A 17,661-nucleotide genomic window follows, 5' to 3' on the forward strand; every position below is an offset into this window, starting at 1 on the left:
CATGCAAGAGGTATTTTTATTAGAAGACTTACTGAATGTACTGATCGAACTGGAGACTTTGGGGAATCAACATTATACGAAGATGGTTTCATTGACCCAAAACTCGAATTTGAAGTCCCTTTTCGAGAGGTTGGCAATTGAAGAAAATGCTCACAAAGAAATTTATAGCAGATACCTTGCAGAGAAGATTAACTTAGTAAGCAGTACTGCGACACAGGAGTATAAAGAATATATGGACTCCTTACTTAAGAATAATTTGTCACTATTAAAATCCTCCGGCGAAGTTGAAGCATTTGATCAGGGATATGCTTTCGCAATTACTTTGGAGAAGGAAACAATTCTGTTTCTGAATGAAATGAAACAGATTATCTCCGAGGGATGTTATGAGGATATTGAATTCTTATTAAACCAAGAAAGAATGCATTTAAGATATCTGTTGACCTATCAAGGTTAATAGATTTCATAAACTCGAAGGGGTTTATGGGTTGGGGTGCTTCGTAATCTTAAGCTCAAAGTGTTGATGTATTAGGCTATCCAGTAATAAGCTTATGTATTAGGCTACTTAGCAATAAGTTTATTTATTAGGGTACTTAGTAATTACTTTATGTATATAGCATATGAAATGAAAAACATAAAAGCTATAAAAATTTATGCAGTGATTATTGAAATATTATAAGATAGTTCATTAGATTGAAGTATACACAAATATCCCTGCCGGGTAACCCGCAGGTTTTGATGAAAGGGACAGGTAATAATTATGTACGAAGAATTGGTAGATAAGATATCGGGTATTGGTCAGACAAAAGTAAGTATGTTAAAGGAAAGTAAAGTAAAATATTTAATACTTTCGATGTTGGCCGGAATCTATGTTGGATTTGGTATTTTATTAATATTTAGTGTGGGAGGCATGTTAGGCGATGCACCATATAAGAAGATTTTAATGGGAGTATCGTTTGGTATTGCCCTCAGTTTAGTTCTTATGGTTGGTTCTGAACTATTTACCGGCAATAACATGATTATGACGGTTGCTTCGCTCGATAAAAAAGTGAAGTGGTTGGATACAATTAAGATTTGGATTTACTCCTTCTTTGGCAATCTTGTGGGAAGTATTTTATTAGCATACATGTTTGTGTTATCCGGTTCAGCGACCGGACCGATTGGGGATTTCTTCGTGAAGGTTAGTGCAACTAAGATGTCCGGTGATGTGGTGGAATTATTCTTTAAAGGTATCCTTTGTAATATGTTAGTGTGCCTGGCTGTTTTATCCTATATCAAACTAAAGGATGAGACCGCGAAGTTGATCATGATATTCTGGTGCTTATTTGCATTTATCACCTCTGGATTTGAGCATAGTGTGGCAAATATGACAGTTATGTCGGTGGCATTATTAGTGCCGGGTAGCGGACTTACAATTGGTGGCTTCCTACATAACATCATTCCTGTAACTTTGGGGAATATTGTAGGAGGAGCTGTTTTCATCGGCATGGGATATTGGTTTGTCGGAAGAAAGAAAAAGTAATTTGTAAATAATATAAATGAAATAAGAGAGATGCATTCAGTTGATTCTATCGTAATCAATCGAAGCGTCTCTTTTTTCGTCATCAAATCCGGAGGAATTGGAAAATCCTCACTTCGGGGTTGACAAGAGAAACGTTGTAGGGTAAGATACAAAACATAGAGTAAACATATATAACATATCTGCATAATATGATATATATAAAATGATGAATTTTATGCTGTGTTTTGAATGGTTGCATGCACCTTGGGTATGTAAGGATGAAAGGCTGGGTTAAGATATAGGACGATTTAGGAGGTGAAGGGAATATGGAAAGCCACTCAAAGCTGGATTACGTGATGAAAGCTTTGGATATATCGGGCAATTCAATATCGGAAAATCTAATGATAGATAAGACGTTGGTAAGTAAGTGGCGAAACCAGCGCAGAAAACTAGGATACGATAGTCCATATATCAATAAGGTTGCCCAATATTTGATATTATCGGAGTCTGAGAAGAAGCGAAAGGTAATTCATAATATTTTGAAAGCATACCGACCGGACGTAATATATACGAATAATGATCAAAAGATAGAGGCCTTCTGCTTATGGCTGACGGAAGAATCAATCGAGATGAAGCAAAGAGATGAGGGAAAACAAAAACGGGTCTACACACCTAAGAACGGATATAATACAAATGTCAGTATCTTTCTTGGAGACAAGGGTATATTTGAGGCGGTGGCATATTATATGAAATACTTGCTCACCCTTTCACCTGGAAAAGTGATGTATATGATTGATTATTCGGGTATCAACTGGAATTATGGTGAAGAAGGCAGAGATAAGCAGATGAGGATCCATGCTTATATGGAATTGTTTCGTCCGGTTCTGGAATATGGACATAAGTTTATTATCGTAGATTGTGATACTGATATCCATAGACCTTACCGTGCGATTTTCAGGTGGATGGAATTATATCTTACCGACGGAGTTGAGGTATGGGTGCATCCCAGACTTCATGAGGAGCAGTACTATAGTACATCTTTTTTAGTAAAGGATGAGATTGCGCTGCAATGCATATCTGCTGAGGGAAGTCCGAATTCACTGCAAGGAATGATGTATCATAATACGGAAACTATTGATTTTTTGACAAATAGCGCTAAGAAGGTCTATCATCGTTCAAAAAAACTAATTGAGACTGTAGCTGTACAGGAAGCAGTATTAATGATGGATGCGGTTGAGGAATATATTAAAAGCAGAAACCGCATTTATATGCTGAATCCATCCCTGACCTTACAGATTATAGAAGAGGATTTGCTGTTAAAAATATTACAGGATAATCTGGTCGGTGATGATGAGATAGAAGAATGTTTAGTAATCCATAGAAGAATCCGCCAGGTGAAAAAACGCTGTAACTATATCTCGATTTTTAATCTGGATTATTTGGAGGAAATGTCCTCCCAGTCCCGTATCTTTGACAATAACCTTTCTGTATTGTGTGGAAGGAAGATATTGATATCAAGGGAAAACTGGAGAAGTATGCTTCGGTCAATCCTTCAAGCACCGGAGGGTAAGGAGAATCAATTGATATTTACATCTTTTCGCTATCTGAGTTATATACCGGAGCATTTAAGTATTATGGTTCAGGATGATTGTTTGGTCGCGGCCTGGAATGTGAATAAATACAAGAAAAGGTTGTATTGTGTTAATCCGAATGTAATTGCAGGATTTTATCGATATTTGGATGATATATGGTATATGATACCAAGCGTGTGCAAAGAGGTGAACTGGAGGAACAAGCAGCTGCTCCGTATGCTGGAGCATGAGAGGGATTATGAGACAGTACAAATAAATTAATGTCAATAATCAATTAGTGAGATAGAAATAACACTGAATAAAATTGACAAAAAAATAGTTGACAGATTTATAGTCATAAAATATAATACTAAACATATAAGAGATATATGAGATAAATATTTGCTGACTAGAAAACTAGAGGCTGTTCTTCCGAAAGGGTGAGCGGTCTCTTTTTGTTTGTGAAATTAACAAACAGAAGTATAGGTATTAAGTTTTGCCTGAGTGTTAGGGAACAAATTATGTAAAAAGAATAGAAGGAGTGGTTGTATGAAGCGATGTTGTAGTTTGGCTGTTATTTAAAATGGATTTCATAAGTATGAAACAGCCTGTGAGGCAGATAGGAGTATTGAATGAGTAAAGAAAATAGTATTCAAGTAAAAGAATCAGGACTAAAGAAGTCCATATTATCCCCAATTGAGGTCCTTGCACAATCCATCGCAAGTATTGCGCCTAGTGCAACCCCGGCTCTTGTTATTCCGTTAGTATTTTATTTTGCAGGAAATGGAACCTGGTTATCCTATTCCTTTGCGACCATTGCAATTTTGTTAGTAGGAGCAAACCTTAATCAATATACAAAGCGATCTGCATCACCGGGGTCTCTATATTCATTTGTTGTAAAAGGGCTTGGAAGTGGAGCCGGTGTAATTGCAGGATGGGCTCTGGTTCTAGCTTATCTATTAACAGCCAGCGCTGTGTTAGGGGGATTTATCAATTATGCACATGTATTAATATCCTATAGTGGAATAACCGTTTCACCTTTGGTAATCGGTATTGTGGGTGCTGTAATTGCATGGTATATCGCAATTAAGGATATCCAGTTGTCAGCAAAGTTGATGCTAGGTTTTGAAGTTATCGCTTTAATCCTAATCTTCATCCTTGCTATTGTAGTTCTTGTAAAAACTGGTTTTAAAATCGATCTTAATCAAATTACATTAAAGAATGTTACTCCAAGTGGTATTGGACTTGGCTTAGTACTTGCATTCTTTAGTTTTGTTGGTTTTGAGAGTGCAACATCTCTTGGAGATGAAGCAAAGAAACCGTTAAAAACAATTCCAAGAGCTTTAATTATTAGTGCGGTATTTGTGGGATTATTCTTTATTCTTCTTTCCCACTCTGAGATTCTTGGGTTTGAAGGAAGAGATACCACATTGAGTAGCTCGGCGGCACCATTAGCTGACCTTGCATCCTTTTATGGAATAAAGTTTCTTGGTGTTTTGATTTCTGTCGGCGCTTTAATCAGCTTTTGGTCTTGTTTCCTTGCTTGCACCAATGCGGGTGCTCGTATTTTATTCTCTATGGGTCAACACGGATTATTTCATCCATCTGTTGGGAATATCCACGAGAAAAATAAAACACCTCATATTGCAATAACCATATCTGCAGCGTTGGCTGCAGCAGTTACATTTCTTTTAATAATTAATCGTGGCGGCTTAACACATATCAATGATTTTTATAAAAATAACGAATTAATTATTACGATTTACAGCTGGACCGGAACATTAGCAACGTATGGCTTCATCTTTGTGTATGCATTGATTGCAATATCTACTCCGTTTTATCTGGCAAAAGAGAAGGAGTTAAAAGCGAAGCACATCATATTGGCAGCAATTACAATTCTTGTTTTATTGGTACCGATCTTTGGCAGTGTATACTCTAATTCGATTTCACCTGCACCATTGCCGTATTTTATCTTCATCTTCCTTGCATGGTTGGTAGTTGGAGGTTTGTGGTTCTTAATTCGTAAGCTACAGGCTCCCGAGGTATCAAGTAATATTACTAATTACGTTGATAGTGTTCATCAGCACTATAAAGATATCAGAATAAACGGAGATGGCGAGGGAATCTAGATGAGTGTTCAGGATATAAAAAAATACATAGAAGAAAATCAGATTACAACGGTTGAAGTGGGATTCGCAGATATATGTGGAGTTCTACGAGGAAAACGACTTCCGGCAAGACACTTTTTGAAAATAGCAGAAAGCGGAACAGGATTAGCAAAAGCACCTTTTGCATGGGATATTCAGTGTGGAGTGTATGATGATATTGATTTAGCTAATTTTCAGAATGGATTTCCGGATATGAATGCCAAACCAATATTAAGCACATTACGAAAAATTCCATGGAGAGAAGGAAGTGCATTTGTATTTGCTGAACTGGTAGATGAAGAAGGGCATCCGGTTAAAGTGAATCCAAGAGAAGTGTTGATACGTGTTTTAGAACGTTATAAAAAGCTAGGGCTTAGACCATTAGTGGGTTCAGAATTAGAATTCTATTTATTTGACTCAAATAAAAAGCCAGTGTTTGATGGAGTACAGTGCTATTCTTTATACCGTGGTGCAGAACTTGAATATGTGATTCGTGAGATGAGGGATGGACTGGAGGAATTGGGGGTTCCTCTGGAAGCTTTCCACATTGAATACGGACCGGGGCAGATAGAAGTGATTCCAGAGTATGGTGACGTACTTGAGATGGCTGATAACACCGTATTAATAAAAAATGCGGTGAAGGAAATTGCAAGAAAGCATAATTTATATGCCTCCTTCATGCCAAAGCCTTGGTCGAAAGAGTCCGGCTCCGGATTTCATGTTCACCAAAGCTTATGGAATGAGGATTTGAGTGTTAACTATTTTGAAAGTGATAAGAGTATAGCGGATGGATATCTTGCTGGATTATTAAAGTTTTCAAGAGAGTTCAATGCGTTGGTCTCTCCGACAATTAATGATTATAAGAGATTCCAGGAGAATTCCTTTGCTCCGACAAATGTAACCTGGGCACAGGATAATCGAACGGTATCTACCAGATCGCTACTTGGGCTTGGCAAGAGCAGTCGATTTGAACAGAGAAATGGATCTGCAGCCGCAAACCCATATCTAATCATCGCAGCTAGTCTTGCATCCGGTCTATATGGTATAGAGAACAAGCTGGCTCTTCCGGAGGTAACAGATAACTCTTTAGAGTTTCCTAAGACCTTGGCAAGCGCGTTAGATTATCTTGAAGAAAGTAATGATGCAAAAGACTTTTTCGGAGAAGAATTTATAAAATTATACCTTACATTAGGAAGGCATGAAGTCGAACTATTCAATTCTGCTGTAACTGATTGGGAGTGGCAGAGATATTTCGAATTCATATAGGTAATTTATGGGGAAATTACTTATTATTAAAACTGGCTCCACTTTGGATGCTGTAAAAGAAAAATATGGGGAATTTGAAGATCTGATTATAAGTAAAATCGGAATTGATCGTGAGAAAGTACGGGTAATCTCAGTTTATAAAAATGAACCGCCGTATTTACCTGAAAATACCTCTTCGGTCATAATATCAGGCTCGAAAGATATGATTACAGAAGAAGCGGCATGGATGAAAGTAACGGCTGCATGGTTGAGATTACTATCCACAAAAAAGATCCCGATACTAGGTATCTGTTTTGGCCATCAGCTACTTGGCTATGCTTTTGGTGGAAAGGTTGGCTATCATCCGAAGGGACCGGAATATGGGCAGTGTAAAATTCGGATTACCGATGAAGTTGGGGATGATCCAATCTTTCATGATTTTCCAAAAGAATTTTCAGGCTATGTAGCACATTATCAAAGTATTCTTGAACTGCCTGACAATGCCAGAGTATTAGCGACCGGTGATCATGAAGCGTATCACGGAGTGAAATTTGGCAAATATATCTGGGGTGTACAATTTCATCCGGAGTTTAATCCGGAGATTGCTTACTTTCATTTGAAAAATCAGGAGGATGAATTGATACGAAGAGAGTATCCGATAGAGGAACTCTACCGAGGAATCAATGATGAGGAATATGGTCAACTAATTCTTAAGCGATTCTACAAGTTTGGTGAGCAGAGATTGTGATCTATTGAGGTGGGAGGGGCTGTTGTCTCTTCCGCCTTTTTCAGTAAGTTGACAGAAGATAGACAGCATTGAAATTATGTATCAAGTTTGGTAAAAAGATGACGGATAGTTGACATATAAATTTAGTATGTAATTATTGACAGTGCATTGACATAAGGATATAATCACACTAACCATACAATACATATATGAATAATATAATATTATGTCTATGCAATTCAGTGATTAGATTGATATTAGTTATCGAGTTGAAATAGGTGAGCCGTATAACGGAATGATTCGGTAGGATATGATTAGATCAATATAAGGAGGGAACAGAGATGGCTACTTATAAACAGAGTTTGGTGGAGTTGATTGGTAACACACCGCTTCTTCAACTAAATCGATTTACCCAAAACAAGAATGTGAAGGCAACCCTGGTTGCAAAACTTGAGTATTTCAATCCGGCAGGAAGTGTGAAGGATCGAATCGGTTTTGCGATGATTCAGGCTGCTCAAGAGGAAGGATTAATTAATAAAGACACCGTGATTATTGAACCTACCAGTGGTAACACCGGTGTAGGTCTTGCCTTTGTCGCTGCAGCATTAGGATATCGAATTATTATCACCATGCCGGAGACGATGAGTGTGGAGAGGCGTAATCTCTTAAAGGCATACGGGGCAGAATTGGTACTAACCCCAGGAGCGGATGGGATGCGCGGAGCAATACGAAAAGCAGAGGAGATATCCGCTCAGATACCGAACAGCTTTATACCTCAACAGTTTCGTAACCCGTCAAATCCTAAGATACATAGGTTGACTACGGCAGAAGAGATATGGAAAGATACGGAAGGTGAGGTTGATATATTCATTGGAGGTGTAGGTACGGGAGGTACGGTTACCGGAGTTGGGGAAGCCTTGAAGGAGAAGAAGCTATCAATCCAGGTTATTGCAGTTGAGCCGAATGATTCTCCGGTATTATCAGGAGGTGCAGCCGGAGCTCATAAAATTCAGGGAATCGGAGCTGGATTTGTGCCTGAGATCTTTCAATTGGGTGTTGTTGATGAGATTTTTCGTGTTAAGAATGAAGAAGCCTTTGATACAGCCCGAGAACTTGCACAAAAAGAAGGTCTATTGGTTGGAATCTCCTCCGGAGCTGCGGCGTTTGCTGCGGTACAGATAGCAAAAAGGGAAGAAAATCGTGGAAAAACCATTGTTGTATTGTTACCGGATACAGGAGAACGTTATCTCTCAACCGGATTATTTGACGATCCGAATTTGAAAATAATGTGAATTATTGAAAAGCATAATTCACACTTAGAAGTTTGTGCCTGCGAAATCCTCGGTGCCAACTAATCCAAAGATAAGGCACGTAACGTAGTGTGTCAGGAGGCGGATGGCTTTGGAACAAATTAGCAAGCAAGTAAGTATGAGGGAGGTATCTACATGTCAGTATCAAAAGAATTAGTGGAAAAGGCATTTCATCTGGAAAAGCCGGAGAGAATACCGGCCGGCTTTTGCCTCGGTGGCAGTTGGCCAATCTTTGCTGAGAATAGAACATTACAGGATTTGTTATCCAATCCCGATGAGGCGGCAGATATATTCTTCCGCGTCAATGATCGTTTGGATGCAGATTTTGTAACAGTAGGAACCGGTGCGACCGCATTTGTAATAGAGGCTCTGGGAGCAACCATCCGGTTTAGCGCTAATGGAGCACCGGAGATCATCTCACTTCTCGTAGAGAAGGAAGAGGATATTGATAAGCTGGATATCGCAAAGGCGCTTCAATCACCCAAGGTTCAATGGTTGAAAGAGGTAGCAAAGGGAGTAGTGGAAAGAAATAACGGTAAGCGGAGCATATTCGTAAGTGGTAGGGCACCCTTTACCTTAGCAGGCCAGATATATGGTCTTGAGAATCTATCCAAAGCACTTTATAAGAATAAGCCATTGGTAGAAAAGTTGTTGAATTTTACGACTGATTTGTCCGTGGCATATTATGAGGAAATGCTTAAGGTTGACGGAATTGACGGTATCTTCATTGCTGATCCCAGTGCTTCAGGTGATGTGGTGTCCTCAAGACACTTTGAAGCAGTGGTGCTTCCCTATCTCACAAGAGTGTTGGAGCGTTTGAAGGGGTATCAGAAGCTCTCAATTCTTCACATATGCGGTAATATTACTGATCGACTACATCTGTTACCTCAAACCGGAATACAGGTGATTTCACTGGATTCGAAAGTGGATCTTGGAAAAGCAAAAGAGATATTAGATGGAAAGATAGGGATAGCAGGCAATGTGAATCCGGTATCGGTATTAGAAGATCAACATCCGGACGGTGTATACGAGGTGACGATCGGTTGTTTGAACAATGCAGCGCGGGATGGAGGTTTTTTGCTCCTTCCGGGTTGTGATATCTCAGCCAAGGTACCGGAACAGAATGTGAAGGCTATGGTAGAAGCAGCACATCAATGGAAGCATAGTCATTAAGATAGAACGGAGGGATTACCTTGAGTTATTTGGAATTAAATGCAGCACCGTGCCGTGAAAACAGACTCGGTACAACAATAGAATTTGGTGGGAAAATTGGTGAAGTACATAAGCAGTTCTGCGGAGGTTGCCTTAAAAATAGAAGAAGAGCGTTCAGTCAGGGAACAATCTGCCAGTTACTTCCTGCAACAGCAATTCTTACTTCACTGCAGGATACGGTAGTAATTGTCCATGGATCAATTGGCTGCGGTGGTGCAGTCCATTCACAGGGAGCAGCAATCAGATTAGGACAGTTTAACAGCGGTGATAAGAATCCAAAGGGAGTGCTTTGGCTCAATACCAATCTAAATGAAAAAGATGTTGTGACCGGTGGAGAAGAAAAGCTCAGAAAAGCAGTGCTAGAGGCGGATAAGCGTTATCGCCCTGAAGCAATTATTATTCTATCCACCTGTGTTCCCGCTATTATTGGTGATGATATTGATGCGGTAGCAGATTCGTTAAAGGAACAGGTTTCGGCAGCGATTTTACCAATTCACTGTGAGGGATTTAAAACGAAGGTTATGGCGACTGCGTATGACGCCATCTTCCATTCCTTCTTGCGTAATTTTGTGGATGGAGAGGATGAAGTTCAGTTTGGTGTATATAATAATGATCTTGCTGTAGAAGTGGAGAAGCAACGTCGTAGCAGACTGGTTAATCTGCTGAATGTATCTTCCATGACAGGGCCGGATCAGAAGGAATTAATTCGATTATTGAATAAGTTGGGATTGGAGGTCAATATGCTTCCCTGTGATGCTCACCCGGACGCATTCAGAATCGCTCCGTTTGCCGCATTATCCATCGGAGTTTGCCCAACCCATGATGATTATTTTATGACTTATCTGAAAGAACGTTTTGGGGTACCGTTCATTGGCGGACAGATGCCAATTGGTATGCGCAATACTGGTATCTGGTTAAAGCAGATTGCGAAGTTCTTTGGTCTGGAGGAGGCAGCAGATAAGATTATTGAAGAAGAAAAAAGAGAACTAAACAGGGCATTAACACCTCTTCTTGATACCTTAAAGGGTAAATCGGCGATGCTCAGTGCCGGAGAAATCAGGACTCTTTCCACAGCCGTTCTTCTACAGGAACTTGGAATGGAGATCCTTGCGGTCAGACCATATCACTATGATGAATTTGGAGAAAATGAAGTTGCTAAATTAGAAAAAGCGGATCCCAATATTATTATTAATGTAGCTACCGCACAACCGTTTGAAGCAGTAAATCTGATATATCGTAATAAACCGGATGTTTATATCGGTCATAATTCAGATAATGTATGGGCAGCAAAATGTGGCTGTTCCATTCTGCCAATCTATGGCGCTGGTAATATTTACAGTGGTTATGCAGGAGCCTTTGACGTGGCAAGAAGATTATTCCGACATTTTAAAAATACTGCTTTTAATGATAATTTATCAAAACACGTGCGTCAGCCATACCGCGAAAGTTGGTATCAGCAAAACCCGTTCCAATATATCAAAGGGGGAAAAGTAAATCATGAGTAATAGTTTTATTGAAAGACCTAGAGCCTTTTGTGCCTTGGGTGGAGCCTTGCTCACAGTATCAGCCCTTCCGAATACCGTGCCAATTCTTCATGCATCCATGGGCTGCGGTGGAAGTATCTATTGGAACCAATATGGAACAACGGGATACTTAGGAGCGGGATATTGCGGTGGTTTGGCTGTTCCCAGCTCTAACGTACTGGAGCGTGAAGTAGTGTTCGGAGGATTGGAACGATTGGAGGAACAGATTAAATCCACTTTGGAGATTGTTGAGGGTGAATTATATATAGTTCTAACCGGTTGTACGACGGATATGATCGGTGATGATATACAGGCAGTTGTTCGTGATTTTCAGGATCAGGGAGCGAATATCATCGGGGCGGAAGCGGGAGGCTTTCGAGGAGATGGATATAAAGGATATGACATTGTACTATCTGCACTCGCACAGGATTTTATTGAAAAGAAAGAGACAGCGAAAAAGGGTAAGGTAAATCTATGGGGAGTTGTTCCCGGACAGGATGCTTTCTGGAGAGGAAATCTATTAAAGCTGCGTAGCTTATTAGAGAAGCTAGGTCTGGAGGTAAATACCTTTTTCACGGAGCATGATACTCTGGAAGGAATCAAGAATTCCGGCGACGCACAGCTAAATATCGTTGTATCCGAATTCTTTGGTGTAGCGGCAGCGAAAGCTTTTAACCAAAAGCATGGTACACCGTATATTACCGGACAGTTGCCAATCGGACCAACACTGACAAGCGAATTCTTGCGTCGCATCGCGGAAGAACTAGAGCTCTCTCCGGAAGTGGTTGAGGGAGTTATTGATTGGGAAACTACGAATTATTATCGTTATATTGAACGCGTAGCGGATGCTTATAATGATTTAGATTGGCAACGATATGCAGTTATTGTCGGGGATGCGAACTATGCACCCTCCATTACAAAGTTTATAGCGGATGATTTGGGATGGTTGCCTGTTCTCATGGTAGTAACAACCGAAGTGTCTGAAACGAATAAAGCGATATTTAACCGGGTTGTGGAAGGACTGACCTCAGAATATCCTGTTGGGATAGCATATGAGACAGATCCTACTGAAATCAGGAATCATCTGTGGAAATTGGTTCCAAGACGTTCCGATAGCCCGTATTACCATGATATTTCGCCTGCCTTTGTTATTGGAAGCCATTTAGAACGAGAATTTGCTACTGATTTGGGTGCTGCTCATCTGACCGTATCCTATCCGGTAGGTAATCGCGTGGTGCTAAACCGCGGATATGCCGGCTTTGAAGGAAGCTTATCCCTGATTGAGGATCTGTTGGCAGTCATTGTAGCACAGCGTTAATAGGAAGCAAAGTTTGTGCCTGCGTAATCCTTGGTTCAAACTTTATATGCAAATAAATCGAGCACAGGAATGGAGATAAATATGAGCATAGAAAAAGAAAAATTATATACCGGCTTAGCCGAGGCAGTGGTTAATATGGATGAAGATTTGGTTACTGATTTATCCTATCAGGTGATCGAAGCAGAATATGATGCTTATGAAGCAATTGATCAAGGTTTGGCAAAGGGGATGGAGCGTGCCGGGCAGTTATTTGAAGAAGAGGAGTACTTTGTTCCTGAACTTTTAATGTGTTCCGATGCCATGAATGTGGGAATTGACATTCTCAAGCCCCATATACTTCGAGAGGATTCTGCACAAAAGCATAAAATTGTAATCGGTGTAATTGAAGGAGACACACATGACATTGGTAAAAATCTGGTTAAACTGATGCTGTCCTCTGCAAATTTTGAGGTGGTTGATCTTGGCCGTGATGTGCCGGTGAATAACTTTGTTGACAGGGCGGTGGAAGAAGCTGCTCAGATCATCATGATATCTTCTCTGATGACTACTACGATGGATCGAATGGGAGACGTAATAGAGCTATTGAAGGAAAGAGGAATTAGAGAACAGTATAAGGTTGCAATCGGCGGCGGGCCAGTGTCGCAGTCCTTTGCCAATAAAATTGGTGCGGACGGTTACTCTGCAAATGCAACAGAGGCAGTTCGCCTGGCAAAGCACCTTGTCGTAAAGGAGAGCTAATATGGATGTGTTTTCTCCTAAGGAACGCTTGATACGCGCTCTCAATAAGGAAGCAGTGGAGCGCCCTCCGGTGATTTGCCCTGGAGGAATGATGAATGCGGCGATTGTTGATGTTATGAATTCGACAGGACACACTCTTCCGGCGGCACATCATTCCTATGACTTGATGAGTGAATTAGCTTATGATGTGCATCAGAATACCGGATTTGAGAACTTCGGTATCCCGTTCTGTATGACGATTGAAGCAGAGGTTCTTGGAAGTGAGATTAATTTCGGAACCTTAGAGTGTGAGCCAAAAATTGAGAAGGAACGGTATCATTCGGTTCTGGAGGTTGATTTTCTTCCGACTTCTGTAATGGTACAGCATCCCAGGGTTGGTGCGGTTGTTGAATCGATTTATCAATTATCTAAAAAATATCCGGATATTCCGGCAATCGGTAGTCTAACCGGTCCACTTAGTACCGCAGCCTCGCTGGTGGATCCGATGAATTTTCTAAAGCAGCTTCGAAGAGAACGAGACGGTGCTCATAGGGTACTCGATTATGTTACTAAGCACTTGATTTCATATGGAACGCTAATGGTCGAGCAGGGAGCAAGCGCAATCTCCATTGCCGACCCGACTGCGACCGGAGAGATTCTGGGGCCAAGATTATTTGAAGAATATGCGGTACCGTATTTAAATCAGTTGATTGACGCAATCCACTGTTTAGGAGTGCCGGTTATCGTGCATATCTGCGGGGAAGTGGGTATGGTAAAGCCTCAACTGAATATGCTGAAAGGGAATGCGATTAGCGTAGATGCATTTGTGAATCTGAAAAAGATGAAGGAAGAGAATGAGTCATTAACAACGATGGGCAATCTTAGCACCTATCTCTTAGAGTTTGGAGAATCTCAGAAAGTGTATCAAACCGCGAAGCATCTGCTAAGAGACAGAATTGATATTATAGCGCCGGCTTGCGGACTCAGTACATCAACTCCACTAGAGAATATCAAAGCATTTACCCGGGCAATTACGGAGGGAAATGATGGCTGAGATATATTTTAAGAAGGAAAGAATTAAAGTAAAGGTAGAATCCGGAACCACGATTCTACAAGCCGCAAGAATAGCGGGTGTTATGATTGAATCACCTTGTGATGCATTTGGTACCTGTGGGAAATGCAAGGTTCAGGTGGAGGATATCAATCATGCAAGAGAAAGTATAAAGATAGCACAGGTATATCATCGTGTATCACGGGAAGAAGAGGATAGAGGTTTCGTGCTTTCCTGTCAGACCAAAGTATATGCAGACATTACTGTTATTACTAATAATACCGAAGCCAGAAACAAATCCCTTAAGATTTTATCGGAGGGTAAAAGCTTTGAATACCTTATTCGTCCTAATATTACGAAGAAATGGGTTGGTGATAAAACTGAGATATATGGGGGAGAAAGCTTACTTGGTGTAGAAGAGGGAGATACCTTAGGAGAAACATATGGGCTGGTAGTGGATATCGGAACAACTACACTGGTTGCTGCATTAGTGGATCTAAAGAGCGGAGCTGAATTGGGCTCCATCTCCTCGCTAAATCCCCAGAGCCTGAAGGCACAGGATGTGCTAACAAGAATTAACCTCGCCTCGAAGGAAGACGGACTAAGGCTCATGTACGATGCAATTACACTAGAACTAAACAGAATGATTGAAGAGTTATGTAACAAATATGCCATTAAGAGGAAGAGGATTTATGAGGTGGTTTATAGCGGGAATACCGCGATGATTCATCTTGCAACTAATGTAAATCCAAAACCGCTCGGTCAGTATCCGTACACAGCGGTAATTCACGGGGGTGATACAATATCTGCATCTGACCACCTTAATATATCACCGTTCGGATTGATTTATCTACCACCAATCATATCAGCTTATGTGGGCCCCGATATCACCTCCGGTGTAATTGCTTCACAGTTACAGCATACGAAGGGAACAACCTTATTCATCGATATTGGAACGAATGGTGAGATGATATTGGCGAAGGATGGTCAGTTGTTCGCTACCTCAACGGCTGCCGGCCCTGCCTTTGAAGGGATGAATATTGAATATGGCATGAGAGCTGGAAATGGAGCAGTTGAATCATTCTCCATCACGGAAGAAAACGTAATCGAAATCGGGATTATTGGAGATGCAGAAGGAATTGGAATTTGTGGAAGTGGGCTCCTTGATATTGTTGGTGAATTGGTCAGAGTGGGAATAATCGGAGCAAAAGGTAAGCTAAATAAGCCGGATGAAGAAAGTCGCTATTATTCCTTGGGAGATAAATTAATTTTAAAAAATAACAAGCCAGCTTTTTCTATTACCGGTGAAATCGTATTAACCCAAAAGGATATTCGTCAGGTGCAATTAGCAAAAGGAGCAATTCGGGCTGGAATTGAGGCTCTTCTTAAGCAGATGGATCTTCGTGCAGAAGATGTAGACCGAATAGAGATTGCAGGTTCTTTTGGATTTCATCTAAAAGAAAGTAGTCTGATTAATATAGGAATGCTCCCTGCAGAGTTTGTTGGACGTATTCGCTTTGTCGGAAATACCTCTAAGTCAGGCGGAAAAGCTTTTTTATTAAATGAAGAGATTAGGGAAGTAGCATCAAAGCTGGTTCGGGATATAACGGTAGTGGAACTTGCTAATAGTGAAGGATTTGACAAAATGTTTATCCGTGCAATGAGCTTTTAAAGGAATGGTGAGCGTAATGAGTAAGATTAGCGGTGATTTTCGCTGCGCACCACAGATGTGTAACAAGGGGCTTGAGAAGGAGGAATGGAGTAACTGCTATGAAAGTAGTGATCATATTCTGGAATTAGCAAAAAAGGTGATGAAGAGGAATGACAGTTCGTATGTAAAGATTCCCTTTGATGATTATATGGAGGCGGAGGCCTTCGGTGTGTGGGTTGATCGAAGTGGAGAACTGCCACAGATCAGGTATCCATTGAATAATTCAGAATTAATTCAGGAGTATCAAGGTATTAATTTAATAAATCAGGATAATCAAAGAACAGATTCAGTTGCAAGAGATAATCAAAAAGTTACTTCGATTGAAGGGGCTGTTCAAAGGTTTTCGCTTGTGAAGACTGAACTCATTAAAAGGATTCTTGGGGCAATTCATTCAGAACAGCAAGTTCCGGTACTTCTACAGGTTCAGGCTCCGTTTTCGCTATTAGCATATCTCTTGGAACCGATGAATCTGTATAGGAGAATGCGAAAAGAACCAGATGAAATCAAGAGAATGATTGCTTTAGTTAGTACAGAACAGGTACAGTATGTTAAGGCAGCACTTGAATTGGGAGCAAGAATAATCTCTATCGCCGATCCCTGTGCTTCACTTGAGGTACTTGGAGAGAAGAACTATCGATCCTTTGCTGCTTCTGCACTGGTGGATATGCTTTTGCAGTTGAAACCACATTTAAATCATGGAGTTGTTCATTTGTGCCCTAGAAGTTCGTATCTGCTGGAGCAATTCGGATATATAAGATCTGATAGAATTTTGATGGAGGAAAGAAAGCAAGATTTAATCTTGTTAGATATTGCTGGCAATAAAGAGATTGCTTTTACCGGACACCAGTGCATTCATAAACAATACTCAAATCATATTCACGCATTGCGTTTGCAATCATTAAGAGGAAAATGCAATCGATAGTAAGGAATGAAACGAATGGAATTTAAGAAGTTAGCTCCTCAGGATCTAAAATATAGCGAGTTGGCCCAGGCAGTTGTTGATATGGAGGAAGATAGGGCAGCAGAGATTGCGAAGGAAATTGTTCTGGAGCGAATGAATATTCTACATGCAATTGAATTTGGATTAGTGCGTGGAATGGCACGCGTGGGCGAACTTTATGAAACAGGAGAATATTTTATACCGGATCTGTTGGTATGCTCCGATGTGATGAATCGAGCGTTGGATATTCTGGAATACAATCTCCCGGAGGAAGGGCGTATCTTAAAGGGCAGATTAGTGATTGGAACGATTCAGGGAGACACACATGATATTGGAAAAAATATCGTCGCAATGATAATACGATCTGCAGGTTATGGAGTGCTTGATCTGGGAAGGGATGTTTCACCGAAGCACTTTGTTGAACAGGCGTTAGAGTATCAAGCGGATATTATAGCAATCTCTACACTTCTGACAACGACGATGAATCATATGGGAGAGGTGATTCGCTTATTGGAGGAGAATAATCTAAAAAGCAGGTTTAAAGTGATAATTGGTGGAAAGCCCGTCTCACAGGCTTTTGCAGATGCAATCGGTGCGGATTATTATGCTGAGAGCGCACCGGAAGCACTTAGAATTACAGAATCAATTATGGAATCAAAGATATATAAATAGGAGGCAATTATGTCAGAGA

15 protein-coding genes are annotated in these 17,661 nt (G+C 40.5%); all 15 read left to right on the top strand.

The features are described from left to right. Nucleotide 1 precedes the first annotated feature (1 nt). The 15 genes from AC6IWN_RS02805 (at nucleotide 2) to AC6IWN_RS02875 (ending at nucleotide 17,642) form a co-directional block, all read left to right on the top strand. Nucleotides 2-454 (top strand): ferritin family protein, encoded by a 453-nt coding sequence (locus tag AC6IWN_RS02805; protein WP_497990854.1) that lies wholly within the window; start codon nucleotides 2-4, stop codon nucleotides 452-454. A 303-nt stretch (nucleotides 455-757) separates the two neighbouring features. Next, nucleotides 758-1,519 carry a formate/nitrite transporter family protein gene (locus AC6IWN_RS02810; protein ID WP_497990855.1) on the top strand — a complete coding sequence of 254 codons (762 nt, stop codon included), beginning with the start codon at nucleotides 758-760 and terminating at the stop codon, nucleotides 1,517-1,519. Nucleotides 1,520-1,824: 305 nt separating this feature from the next. Then, nucleotides 1,825-3,351, top strand: coding sequence for a hypothetical protein (locus tag AC6IWN_RS02815; RefSeq protein ID WP_497990856.1), 1,527 nt, complete (start codon nucleotides 1,825-1,827; stop codon nucleotides 3,349-3,351). 350 nt (nucleotides 3,352-3,701) lie between these two features. Further along, nucleotides 3,702-5,198: an APC family permease gene (locus AC6IWN_RS02820; protein ID WP_497990857.1), complete on the top strand. Its 1,497-nt coding sequence runs from the start codon at nucleotides 3,702-3,704 to the stop codon at nucleotides 5,196-5,198. After that, entirely contained in the window at nucleotides 5,199-6,482 is a 1,284-nt protein-coding gene (locus AC6IWN_RS02825; RefSeq protein WP_497990858.1) for a glutamine synthetase family protein, read from the top strand. A gap of 7 nt (nucleotides 6,483-6,489) precedes the next feature. Continuing rightward, complete coding sequence (locus AC6IWN_RS02830) at nucleotides 6,490-7,209, top strand: glutamine amidotransferase (RefSeq protein WP_497990859.1); 720 nt, start codon at nucleotides 6,490-6,492, stop codon at nucleotides 7,207-7,209. A gap of 320 nt (nucleotides 7,210-7,529) precedes the next feature. After that, complete coding sequence (gene cysK / locus AC6IWN_RS02835) at nucleotides 7,530-8,480, top strand: cysteine synthase A (RefSeq protein ID WP_497990860.1); 951 nt, start codon at nucleotides 7,530-7,532, stop codon at nucleotides 8,478-8,480. 153 nt (nucleotides 8,481-8,633) lie between these two features. After that, complete coding sequence (locus AC6IWN_RS02840; RefSeq protein WP_497990861.1) at nucleotides 8,634-9,671, top strand: uroporphyrinogen decarboxylase family protein; 1,038 nt, start codon at nucleotides 8,634-8,636, stop codon at nucleotides 9,669-9,671. A gap of 20 nt (nucleotides 9,672-9,691) precedes the next feature. Beyond that, nucleotides 9,692-11,215 (top strand): nitrogenase component 1, encoded by a 1,524-nt coding sequence (locus AC6IWN_RS02845; RefSeq protein ID WP_497990862.1) that lies wholly within the window; start codon nucleotides 9,692-9,694, stop codon nucleotides 11,213-11,215. Then, the gene (locus AC6IWN_RS02850) at nucleotides 11,208-12,551 is read left to right on the top strand and encodes a nitrogenase component 1 (RefSeq protein ID WP_497990863.1); all 1,344 of its coding nucleotides are present in this window, start codon (nucleotides 11,208-11,210) and stop codon (nucleotides 12,549-12,551) included. Before AC6IWN_RS02845 ends, AC6IWN_RS02850 begins: the two co-directional genes overlap by 8 nt. An 81-nt stretch (nucleotides 12,552-12,632) precedes the next feature. Continuing rightward, entirely contained in the window at nucleotides 12,633-13,289 is a 657-nt protein-coding gene (locus tag AC6IWN_RS02855) for a corrinoid protein (RefSeq protein WP_497990864.1), read from the top strand. A gap of 1 nt (nucleotide 13,290) precedes the next feature. Further along, the gene (locus AC6IWN_RS02860; RefSeq protein ID WP_497990865.1) at nucleotides 13,291-14,322 is read left to right on the top strand and encodes a uroporphyrinogen decarboxylase family protein; all 1,032 of its coding nucleotides are present in this window, start codon (nucleotides 13,291-13,293) and stop codon (nucleotides 14,320-14,322) included. Beyond that, the gene (locus AC6IWN_RS02865) at nucleotides 14,315-15,991 is read left to right on the top strand and encodes an ASKHA domain-containing protein (RefSeq protein WP_497990866.1); all 1,677 of its coding nucleotides are present in this window, start codon (nucleotides 14,315-14,317) and stop codon (nucleotides 15,989-15,991) included. The genes AC6IWN_RS02860 and AC6IWN_RS02865 overlap by 8 nt, the downstream gene beginning before the upstream one ends. A gap of 16 nt (nucleotides 15,992-16,007) precedes the next feature. Then, nucleotides 16,008-16,952 carry a uroporphyrinogen decarboxylase family protein gene (locus AC6IWN_RS02870; RefSeq protein WP_497990867.1) on the top strand — a complete coding sequence of 315 codons (945 nt, stop codon included), beginning with the start codon at nucleotides 16,008-16,010 and terminating at the stop codon, nucleotides 16,950-16,952. A gap of 15 nt (nucleotides 16,953-16,967) precedes the next feature. Then, a complete protein-coding gene (locus AC6IWN_RS02875) occupies nucleotides 16,968-17,642 on the top strand; it encodes a cobalamin B12-binding domain-containing protein (protein WP_497990868.1) in 675 nt (224 codons plus the stop codon). Nucleotides 17,643-17,661 lie beyond the last annotated feature (19 nt).

The organism is Variimorphobacter sp. HTMS_6 (assembly GCF_059717775.1).

Coding starts and splice junctions, on each gene's coding strand:
- AC6IWN_RS02805 (WP_497990854.1), top strand. CDS start 2: ATGCAAGAGGTATTTTTATTAGAAGACTTACTGAATGTACTGATCGAA.
- AC6IWN_RS02810 (WP_497990855.1), top strand. CDS start 758: ATGTACGAAGAATTGGTAGATAAGATATCGGGTATTGGTCAGACAAAA.
- AC6IWN_RS02815 (WP_497990856.1), top strand. CDS start 1,825: ATGGAAAGCCACTCAAAGCTGGATTACGTGATGAAAGCTTTGGATATA.
- AC6IWN_RS02820 (WP_497990857.1), top strand. CDS start 3,702: ATGAGTAAAGAAAATAGTATTCAAGTAAAAGAATCAGGACTAAAGAAG.
- AC6IWN_RS02825 (WP_497990858.1), top strand. CDS start 5,199: ATGAGTGTTCAGGATATAAAAAAATACATAGAAGAAAATCAGATTACA.
- AC6IWN_RS02830 (WP_497990859.1), top strand. CDS start 6,490: ATGGGGAAATTACTTATTATTAAAACTGGCTCCACTTTGGATGCTGTA.
- cysK (WP_497990860.1), top strand. CDS start 7,530: ATGGCTACTTATAAACAGAGTTTGGTGGAGTTGATTGGTAACACACCG.
- AC6IWN_RS02840 (WP_497990861.1), top strand. CDS start 8,634: ATGTCAGTATCAAAAGAATTAGTGGAAAAGGCATTTCATCTGGAAAAG.
- AC6IWN_RS02850 (WP_497990863.1), top strand. CDS start 11,208: ATGAGTAATAGTTTTATTGAAAGACCTAGAGCCTTTTGTGCCTTGGGT.
- AC6IWN_RS02855 (WP_497990864.1), top strand. CDS start 12,633: ATGAGCATAGAAAAAGAAAAATTATATACCGGCTTAGCCGAGGCAGTG.
- AC6IWN_RS02860 (WP_497990865.1), top strand. CDS start 13,291: ATGGATGTGTTTTCTCCTAAGGAACGCTTGATACGCGCTCTCAATAAG.
- AC6IWN_RS02865 (WP_497990866.1), top strand. CDS start 14,315: ATGGCTGAGATATATTTTAAGAAGGAAAGAATTAAAGTAAAGGTAGAA.
- AC6IWN_RS02870 (WP_497990867.1), top strand. CDS start 16,008: ATGAGTAAGATTAGCGGTGATTTTCGCTGCGCACCACAGATGTGTAAC.
- AC6IWN_RS02875 (WP_497990868.1), top strand. CDS start 16,968: ATGGAATTTAAGAAGTTAGCTCCTCAGGATCTAAAATATAGCGAGTTG.